The organism is Allobosea sp. CS1GBMeth4, assembly GCF_900185715.1.
In the GTDB taxonomy this organism is placed as follows: Bacteria; Pseudomonadota; Alphaproteobacteria; order Rhizobiales; family Beijerinckiaceae; genus Allobosea.
The window spans coordinates 84631-91313 of sequence record NZ_FYAS01000045.1 but is presented as its reverse complement, the minus strand read 5'-3'; the positions used below and the strand labels follow the sequence as shown (position 1 = coordinate 91313).

Below are 6683 nucleotides of genomic sequence, written 5' to 3'. Positions count from 1 at the left end.
AGGAGGCGGTGCCGTCGGCGTCGAGCGCCGCCTGGTCGCGCTGCAGGCGTTCGCGTTCGGCGGCGTGGCGGGCCTCGCGCTCCCTGGCCTCGCGCACGGCCCGTTCGAGCGCGCCGCGGCGGGCGGTCAGCTCGGACAGCCGCGCCTGCACCGCGGCATGCTCGGTTTCCGCCGCCGCCAGTGCCGTCTCGGCCTCCGACAGTGCCGTCGCCGCGGTCCCGGCGCCTGCGGCCGCGGTCTCGGCTTCCAGCCGCAGGCTCTCGTCTTCCGCCGCCAGCCGCGCCAGGCTGTCGTTCGCATCCTTGCCGAGGCTCGCCTGCCGGGCGAGGTCGCCCTGCAATTCGCCGAGCCGCTTCGCCAGCTCCTCGGTGCGCTGCCTGGCGCGCCTGTTCTCCGCCTCGATCTCGTCGAGGCCGCGTTTCAGCCGCACGAGCGCGGCGGCAGCCGCCGCCTCGTTCTCGCGCAGCCCCGGCAGGGCATGCGCGGCGATCGCCTGCAGCCGCGCCGCTTCCGCCTGCACGCCGGTCTTGTCGGCGACCTCGCGAACGGCGGCTTCGAGCGCGCGTTCGGCCCCGGCCTCCTGCGTGCGCGCCTCGTGATGGGCGATCAGCGCGAGCACCGCTTCCGCCTTGCGGATCTCGGCGGCGAGGTTGCGGTAGCGCGAGGCCTGCCGCGCCTGGCGCTGCAGCGCCTCGACCTGGCCGTCGATCTCGGCGAGCACGTCCTCCAGCCGGTCGAGGTTGTCCTCGGCGCCTTTGAGGCGCAGTTCCGCCTCGTGCCGGCGGCTGTGCAGCCCGGCGATGCCGGCGGCGTCCTCGAGGATGCGCCGGCGCGATTGCGGCTTGGCGGCGATGATCTCGCTGATCTGGCCCTGGCGCACCAGCGCCGGCGAGCGCGCGCCGGTCGCGGCGTCGGCGAAGAGGAGCTGCACGTCGCGCGCGCGCACCTCCTTGCCGTTGATCCGGTAGGTCGAGCCTTCCTCGCGCTCGATCCGGCGCGTGACCTCCAGCACCTCGGCCTCGTTGAAGGCGGCGGGCGCCTTGCGGTCGCTGTTGTCGAGGGTGAGAGCGACCTCGGCCATGTTGCGGGCCGGGCGCTCCGACGAGCCGCCGAAGATGACGTCGTCCATGCCCGAGCCGCGCATGTTCTTGAACGAGCTTTCGCCCATCACCCAGCGCAGGGCTTCGACCAGGTTCGACTTGCCGCAGCCATTGGGGCCGACGATGCCGGTCAGCCCCGGCTCGATCACGAATTCGGTCGGCTCGACGAAGGTCTTGAAGCCGGCGAGCTTGAGGCGCGTCAGGTGCATCGGCGCGCTCCGGCATCCGCCGCCCTCTTTCCGGGGCGCGCCGCAGGCGCGGGCCCGGAAGCCCTGAACACCATCGCTTCCTTCACGGCCGGGCTCGTCCCGACGATCCACATCCCTGCCGGTGGGGACTGGCGTTCAAGACGTCGATGCTCGCCACGACGGCGAGCATGACGAGACCGGAATGGCGTCGTGGCCATCGGTTTCGGGCTTTTCGCCAGGCGAAGCCCCGGAATGACGGCGGTAACGGAAGGACGTGCGTCAGCTGCCGAGCAGCGGCTCGAGGATCTTGTCGAATTCGGCGATGCTGAGTGCACCGGAACGCTTCTGCCCGTTGATGAAGAAGGTCGGGGTGGAGTCCACGCCAGCCTTGGCCCCACCTTCCTTAACCTGCGTGACGGCGTCATAAATGTCCTGCCGTTTCAGGCAGGCCTCGAAAGATTCCTGTGTGAAACCGGCCTGCTTGACCATGGTCGAGAGCGCATCGACGGGCTTGTCGACGAAGGCCCAGTTCTTCTGCTGCGCGAACAGCAGGTCGGTCATCGGATAGTATTTGTCGTTGCCGTTGCAGCGCGCCAGCATGAAGCCGGCGGTGGCGAGCGGATCGAGCGGGAATTCGCGCAGCACGAAGCGCACCTTGCCTGTGTCGATGTACTTCGCCTTCAGCGTCGGCCAGGTGTCCTTGTGGAAATTGGCGCAGTGGCCGCAGGTCAGCGACGCATATTCGACGATCGCGACCTTGGCGTCGGCGTTGCCGAGCCAGACGTCGCCGAGCGGGTTGGCCACCCCGGGGGCCGTCTGGGCGGAGGCGCCCCGGCCGGCGAGAAGCGGCGACAGAGCCAAGGCGGCGGAGCCGATCAACACCCGACGGCGGCTGGTCATGACGAAATCCCTGATGGCGGCGTGATTGCGCGGACCATAGTCGCCATCAGGATTGTGGCAAGATCGGTTCGTCGGTTCCCGCTCACGAAGCCGTGTCGTCGCCTGCGGCCTTGCGCCGCTGGGCGATGCCGCGCCCGAGACGGGCCAGCGCCTCGCGCAGCTCGGCGTTTTCGACGGAGGAGACCTGGGCGTCGATCCGCGCAAGCACGGCCGGATCGGGCGGGGGCGCGGGCCGTGAGACGGCCGGCGCTGCGACGGGCCCCTGCTTCAGCACCAGCTTGCCGACGGCGCGCCAGCCGAGATGGCTGTTGACCCGCTCCAGCACCAAGGGACCGAGCTGCTGCATCTCGAGCGCGAAGGCGCCCTCGACGCGCACGACGAGCGTCGCCGGGTCCGAGAGCTCTCCCGGCGCCCCGCGCCGGCGCGGCCAGTCGATCTTGAGCGGCCGCGTCCGCTGCGCCAGCCGCTCGCCGACGATCTCGGGCCAGAACGCCACGACCGAACGTCCCGCGAAGCCCTGCGCGGCGAGCGCGGGGGCGAGGCAGTCGTCGATCAGCTCGGCGAGGGGCTTGGCGGCCATGCGCCTATCTGCGCCGGCCAAGGCCGCGAGGCAAGCCGGCTGCGTCGGGTCTGCCGGTCAATATCGCGTGGTCAGCTCGACCAGCCAGGCGGGGGAGGCCTCGACCAGGGCCGCCTCGAGCCGCTTGTCCTCACCGGTGAGGATCAGGCCGCCGACGGCGATCAGGACGAGCCCGAGCGCCACCTTGAGGCCCTTGCCTCCGCGCGCCAGCCGCTCGCGCCAGCGCAGCAGCGCCTGGCGGGAGAGCGAGCCGAGCACGAGCAAAGGCGTCGCCGCGCCCAGCCCGAACAGGGCCATGGTCGCGGCGACCTGGCCGAGATCGCGCCCTTGCGCCGCCAGCACCGAGGCGGCGCCCAGGGTCGGGCCGACGCAGGGGCTCCAGACGGCGCCGAGCAGCAGCCCGACGCCGAACTGGCCGCCGACGCCGCGCGTCGAGAAGCCGGAGAGATTGCGGTCGGCCCAGTCGCTGACCGGCCCGCCCGCGGCCGCGACCCGGACCTGCAAGGCCGGCGAGGCGAGCACGAGGCCGATCGCGATCATCATGATGGCCGAGGCGATCCGGAACACCTCGGCGTTGAGGCCGATGCCGAAGCCGACCGTCGCGACGAACAGGCCGATCGCGACGAAGGAGATGACGACGCCGCCCGCCAGCGCCGCGGGCGCCAGACGGTGCTCGGCGGCGGCCGAGCCGAGCACGATCGGCAGCAGCGGCAGGACGCAGGGCGATAGGATGGAGAGGACGCCGGCGAGATAGGCGAGGCCGAGGCTGCCGATTGCCATGGCGTGATCTCAGAGCGCCTTGGCCAGCAGGGCGCCGATCGAGCTCTTGCTGGTGTCGCCGACGGAACGCCCGGCCTCCGCTGCACCCCTGAACGTGATCAGCGTGCTCTGCTGGCGGGCGCCGAACTGCCTGACCACCTCCTTCTGACTGTCGAAGTCGACGCGGAACACGACGAGGTCCCTGAAGCGCGGCTCCTTGCGCAGCTCGGCGACGACCGGCGCCTGGGCCTTGCAGGTCGGGCACCAGCCGGCATGGATCTCGACCAGGATCGGCTTGCCGGCCTTCTGCGCCGCGCCGAACTCGGCGGAGGAGAAGCTGCGGACGTCGTCTGCTGCGGATGCGGCGAGCGGCGCCAGCGACAGGGCACAGGCGGCGGTGAGGACGAGGCTGCGACGAGACATCATGAAGGCGATCCCGGATTGGGTGTCGAAGGCGTGCCGGCGGCCCGCTTCGGCTTATTCGCGTCATGCCGGTCCGCCGTTACAGCCCCCGGGCTGCGATCACGTCGAGTTGATTCGGTTGGCGATGTCCGTCCGGAAGCCGGGCTCGCGCGCGCCTTGCGGTCGATGGCCGAGACGCTAAACCAGGGCTCATGGACGCCTCCGTTCCCCGGCCTCGCGCCGCCGATCTCCTGGCCTGGTACGACCGTCACCGCCGCGTCCTGCCCTGGCGGGCGCTACCGGGAGAGCGGGCCGATCCTTACCGCGTCTGGGTCTCCGAGATCATGCTGCAGCAGACCACGATCGCGGCGGTGAAGCCCTATTACGAGCGCTTCATGGCGCGCTTCCCGACCGTCGAGGCGCTGGCCGCAGCACCGTCGGAGAGCGTCATGCAGGCCTGGGCCGGGCTCGGCTATTATTCCCGCGCACGCAACCTGCATGCCTGTGCGCAGGCGGTGGTGCATCGGCATGCCGGCCGCTTTCCCGACAGCGAGGAGGGCCTGCGCGCCCTGCCGGGCATCGGCGCCTATACGGCGGGCGCCGTCGCCGCGATCGCCTTCGACCGGCCGGCGGTGGCTGTCGACGGCAATGTCGAGCGGGTGGTCACCCGCCTCTTCGCCATCGAGGACGAGATGCCGGGCGCCAAGCCGCTGATCCGCGAGCAGGTGCTGGCGCTGCTGCCGCATGATCGGCCCGGCGATTTCGCGCAGGCCCTGATGGATCTCGGCGCGACGATCTGCACGCCGCGCTCGCCGGCCTGCGGGCTCTGCCCCTGGCGCGAGCCCTGCCGGGCGCGCCGCGCCGGCACGCAGGAGAGCTTTCCGCGCAAGGCGGCGAAGAAGCCCGGCAGGACGCGCTACGGCGCCGCTTTCGTCGCGATGCGCGCGGACGGCGCCGTGCTGGTCCGGACCCGACCGGCCAGGGGCCTGCTCGGCGGCATGGTCGAGGTGCCCGGCAGCGACTGGCGGGCGGATTACGACTTGGGGGATGCCTTGCGTGATCAGCCGGTGCCGGCGCCGTGGCGGCGGCTGATGCTGCCGGTTCGCCACGTCTTTACGCATTTTCCGCTCGAGCTGACCGTGTTCGCTGCCCGCGTGCCGCTGGCGACGCGCGTACCCGAGGGCATGCGCTTCACGCCGTTCGCGCGGCTGAAGGAAGAGGCGTTTCCGAACGTCTTCCTGAAGGCGCTGGAGGCGGGGCTGGACGAGCTGGAGCGCGCTTCATAGCGCGCCTCGAACCACGCCCGTCTTTCCCAACGCGGGCCTGCGGCCCCCCGGACAAGGGTTTCCTACGCCGCCGCGAGCTGTGCCCGGATCTCGCCGCGCAGCGCGTCGAGCAGCAACGCTTTGCCCTCGCGCTCGACATGCCAGAAGGTCCAGCCATTGCAGGCCGGCAGACCCTGCGCCAGCGCGCCGACCTTGTGGATCGAGCCGACGGCGGGGCCGAGCACCAGCGTGCCGTCTGCCCGCACGGTCGCGCTGTGGCGGCGCTTCTCGTCGAACACGCGCTCACCCGCCTTCACCAGCCCGGCCTCGACCAGGCTGAGGAACGGCACGCGCGGCTCGCTGCGCTTCGAGGGGGCGGTGGCGAAGGCCTCCGGCGGCAATGGCTGCACCGCGGCGATGCGCTCGCGCGCCGCCCTGGCATAGACCTGCTCGCGCTCGATGCCGATGAAATGGCGGCCGAGCGCCTTGGCGACGGCGCCGGTCGTGCCGGTGCCGAAGAACGGGTCGAGCACCACGTCGCCTGGATTGCTGGCCGAGAGCAGCACGCGGGCGAGCAGCGATTCGGGCTTCTGGGTCGGATGGACCTTGGCGCCCTTCTCGTTCTTCAGGCGCTCCTCGCCGGTGCACAGCGGCAGATACCAGTCCGAGCGCATCTGCAGGTCGTCGTTGCCGCCCTTCAGCGCCTCGTAATGGAAGGTGTATTTCGAGCTCTCGCCGCGCGCCGCCCAGATCAGCGTCTCATGCGCATTGGTGAAGCGCCGGCCGCGGAAGTTCGGCATCGGGTTGGCCTTGCGCCAGACGATGTCGTTCAGCATCCAGAAGCCGAGATCCTGGAGGATCGCGCCGACGCGGAAGATGTTGTGATAGGAGCCGATCACCCAGAGCGCGCCGTCCGGCTTCAGCGCCCGGCGGCAGGCCGAGAGCCAGGCGCGGGTGAAGGCATCGTACTCGGCGAAGGAGGCGAACTTGTCCCAGTCGTCGTCGACGGCGTCGACGAGGCTGTCGTCGGGTCGGCGCAGGTCGCCCCCGAGCTGCAGATTATAGGGCGGGTCGGCGAAGACGAGGTCGACACTCGCCGGCGGCAGCGCCTCGAGCGCGGCGATGCAATCGCCGACGACGACCTGGTCGAGCGGCAGCTCCCGGGGGAGCACCTGGATGGGAGGAAGGCCCTTGGCCTTCATCCGGGCCCCCAGCGCGGGCCGTCCGGTACGCGAAACCTGAATCCGGACGGGAGCGCTGGCGGTCCCGGTACGCGAGGTACTCATGACGCCAAGACCGTTACGCAACTTCAACGCTCGCGATCTTGGCCGGACAGGGTAAAGGGCGGGTTTCCGGGTTGAAAAAAATCTGTCCCGTTCTGGGGCTGCAGATTTTGCCTACCCGATTGAATATATTCGTGAATTCGTAACGGAAGTTAAGGAAGGGTAAGCGGCTTTCGGCTGCCGTCGCGGCAGGCGCCGGGCTCGAG

At 70.7% G+C, this 6683-nt stretch carries 7 protein-coding genes; 1 reads left to right on the top strand and 6 read right to left on the bottom strand.

Going from position 1 to position 6683, the window contains the following annotated elements; all coding sequences use genetic code 11:
• The 5 genes from CS1GBM4_RS22435 to CS1GBM4_RS22415 all read right to left on the bottom strand — a co-directional run.
• A partial coding sequence (locus CS1GBM4_RS22435) for an AAA family ATPase (RefSeq protein ID WP_186420984.1) occupies positions 1–1309 on the bottom strand: 1309 nt, incomplete at its 3' end.
• 258 nt (positions 1310–1567) lie between these two features.
• The gene (locus tag CS1GBM4_RS22430; protein ID WP_186420983.1) at positions 1568–2188 is read right to left on the bottom strand and encodes a DsbA family protein; all 621 of its coding nucleotides are present in this window, start codon (positions 2186–2188) and stop codon (positions 1568–1570) included.
• Between the two features lie 82 nt (positions 2189–2270).
• A complete protein-coding gene (locus tag CS1GBM4_RS22425; RefSeq protein WP_186420982.1) occupies positions 2271–2768 on the bottom strand; it encodes a DciA family protein in 498 nt (165 codons plus the stop codon).
• A gap of 57 nt (positions 2769–2825) precedes the next feature.
• Positions 2826–3548 (bottom strand): cytochrome c biogenesis CcdA family protein, encoded by a 723-nt coding sequence (locus CS1GBM4_RS22420; RefSeq protein WP_186420981.1) that lies wholly within the window; start codon positions 3546–3548, stop codon positions 2826–2828.
• Between the two features lie 9 nt (positions 3549–3557).
• The gene (locus tag CS1GBM4_RS22415) at positions 3558–3953 is read right to left on the bottom strand and encodes a thioredoxin family protein (RefSeq protein ID WP_186420980.1); all 396 of its coding nucleotides are present in this window, start codon (positions 3951–3953) and stop codon (positions 3558–3560) included.
• Positions 3954–4141: 188 nt separating this feature from the next.
• Between CS1GBM4_RS22415 and mutY the strand changes: the two genes are divergently transcribed.
• Complete coding sequence (gene mutY / locus CS1GBM4_RS22410; RefSeq protein WP_186420979.1) at positions 4142–5215, top strand: A/G-specific adenine glycosylase; 1074 nt, start codon at positions 4142–4144, stop codon at positions 5213–5215.
• A 62-nt stretch (positions 5216–5277) separates the two neighbouring features.
• Here the strand turns inward: mutY and CS1GBM4_RS22405 are convergent, their stop codons facing one another.
• Positions 5278–6480 carry a site-specific DNA-methyltransferase gene (locus CS1GBM4_RS22405; protein WP_186420978.1) on the bottom strand — a complete coding sequence of 401 codons (1203 nt, stop codon included), beginning with the start codon at positions 6478–6480 and terminating at the stop codon, positions 5278–5280.
• Positions 6481–6683: the final 203 nt, after the last annotated feature.

What these genes read in the sequence shown, in the direction of transcription:
- CS1GBM4_RS22425 (WP_186420982.1), bottom strand. Translation starts at nt 2,768, where the DNA reads ATGGCCGCCAAGCCCCTCGCCGAGCTGATCGACGACTGCCTCGCCCCC.
- mutY (WP_186420979.1), top strand. Translation starts at nt 4,142, where the DNA reads ATGGACGCCTCCGTTCCCCGGCCTCGCGCCGCCGATCTCCTGGCCTGG.
- CS1GBM4_RS22415 (WP_186420980.1), bottom strand. Translation starts at nt 3,953, where the DNA reads ATGATGTCTCGTCGCAGCCTCGTCCTCACCGCCGCCTGTGCCCTGTCG.
- CS1GBM4_RS22420 (WP_186420981.1), bottom strand. Translation starts at nt 3,548, where the DNA reads ATGGCAATCGGCAGCCTCGGCCTCGCCTATCTCGCCGGCGTCCTCTCC.
- CS1GBM4_RS22405 (WP_186420978.1), bottom strand. Translation starts at nt 6,480, where the DNA reads ATGAGTACCTCGCGTACCGGGACCGCCAGCGCTCCCGTCCGGATTCAG.
- CS1GBM4_RS22430 (WP_186420983.1), bottom strand. Translation starts at nt 2,188, where the DNA reads ATGACCAGCCGCCGTCGGGTGTTGATCGGCTCCGCCGCCTTGGCTCTG.